This is a genomic window from Streptococcus parasanguinis (assembly GCF_001578955.1).
Classification (GTDB): Bacteria; Bacillota; Bacilli; order Lactobacillales; family Streptococcaceae; genus Streptococcus; species Streptococcus parasanguinis_U.
Window position 1 is genome coordinate 247,798 of the sequence record NZ_KQ969691.1, and the last position, 1,519, is coordinate 249,316.

The window sequence follows — 1,519 nt, forward strand, 5'->3', positions numbered from 1 at the left end:
CTCTTTTTAACTGCTCTTAGTTCCCCATTTTTCCTTTGGGTACGAGCAGATAGAAAAATAGCAAATTCAATGCAAATACGGCAACAAAGAGTCCTAATTGAGGGACATCGATCGTTTGTTTCTCAGTCAAATCTTGGATCAGCTTTGTATAATAATAACCTGGGAAAGCCCGTTGTAGCTTGCCAACTAAGTCCATAAATCCTCCACTTGCGCCAAGCGTATCAAAGGGAATAATGGTCATAGCGGCCAAAATAATAACAGGAAAGCCAATGGTATCAATCGTCTTGGCATCTACCCTGACCCCAAGTACAAAGCCAATCACACTAAAGTAGATCCCCATCAAGGATAAGAGGAAAAATTGTACCAACAGGCTAGTCGTCACCGGAAAGTGAAAACCTAGAACAGCAACTACTAGCACTGCTAAAAAGATCAAGCTGTTCAGAATCAGTTGTACGATGCTTTGATCCCATAAATAGTTCTTGACACTATAGCTTGTAAAGTGGGATTCAAAAGAATAAAACCCGATATCTGAGGCGATTCGCTTACTAAAGGTTGCAAGGCTATTGCCAATGACCCCGATAAATACGGCAATACCTAATAAAATACTTGGCGAAACCCCTTTTTGAAGCTGATAAAAGAAGATATACCAGCCTATGGGTAAAATAATGGTGAATAATACAAAGCGCTTATTTCGTAAAACTTGTTTTAATTGAATCTTTTTCATGCTTGTTCCCCTCCTTTATTCATCTCTTCTCGGAAATACTGCTCAATGGTTTGACCATCCTGGTGAATATCCTCAACAGCCTTTGTGGCAACAATTCGACCTTCTTTTAAGATCAGGACTTTTGTAAAAAAGGCATCAATTTGGTTGAAATCATGAGTCACCACAACAGATGTAAACTCTTGCTGCTCCAGTAATTTCCAAAAGTTATCCACTGCTTCCAAGTCCATGCCAGTCGTTGGCTCATCTAAAAAAATCAACTTTGGATGATTCAAAATAGTTACCAACAAGGACAAGCGTCTCTTCTGACCACCAGAAAGACTTCCCACCATCTGCTCTCTTGATTCTCTTAATTCGACCATTTCTAAGAGTCCATTGACATCAGCCTGCTTCAGCTGATTCATCCGGCTTTTTAATTCGACGAATTCAGCAAGGGTTAGATCCTCGATGAGCAGATCCCCCTGAGGCATCATCCCAATTTCTCTTTGAAAATCAAGCGAAGTCTTTATCGTCCCCGAATCGGCCTGGAGCTGTCCAGCGATAATATTGAACAGGGTGCTTTTACCTGCCCCATTATTTCCCAGCAAGGCAATTTTGTCTCCTTCTTCTATCGAAAAAGACACTCCCTTTAATACAGCTTTCTCCTTAAATGATTTTGTAATAGATGCTACCTGAAACATACGATCCCTCTTTTCTTATTGATCTTGTATACAGTATACTTCAAAGGGACAGTCTTTGTAGCTCTCTGTCAGAATCGGTCAGAAAATCGTCGCGAATGGTCAAAAAAGAGGCTGGGAC

Annotated in this window: 2 protein-coding genes; both read right to left on the bottom strand. The window is 40.6% G+C overall.

The features are described 5' to 3' along the window. Positions 1-16 precede the first annotated feature (16 nt). Positions 17-724, bottom strand: coding sequence for a hypothetical protein (locus tag SPADD19_RS07965; RefSeq protein ID WP_061455736.1), 708 nt, complete (start codon positions 722-724; stop codon positions 17-19). Beyond that, positions 721-1,401, bottom strand: a complete 681-nt coding sequence (locus SPADD19_RS07970) for an ABC transporter ATP-binding protein (protein ID WP_061455737.1) — start codon at positions 1,399-1,401, stop codon at positions 721-723. Before SPADD19_RS07970 ends, SPADD19_RS07965 begins: the two co-directional genes overlap by 4 nt. Between the last annotated feature and the right edge of the window lie 118 nt (positions 1,402-1,519).

Bases quoted from the DNA above. Each gene is read 5' to 3' on its own strand.
- SPADD19_RS07965 (WP_061455736.1), bottom strand. From the start codon at position 724: ATGAAAAAGATTCAATTAAAACAAGTTTTACGAAATAAGCGCTTTGTA.
- SPADD19_RS07970 (WP_061455737.1), bottom strand. From the start codon at position 1,401: ATGTTTCAGGTAGCATCTATTACAAAATCATTTAAGGAGAAAGCTGTA.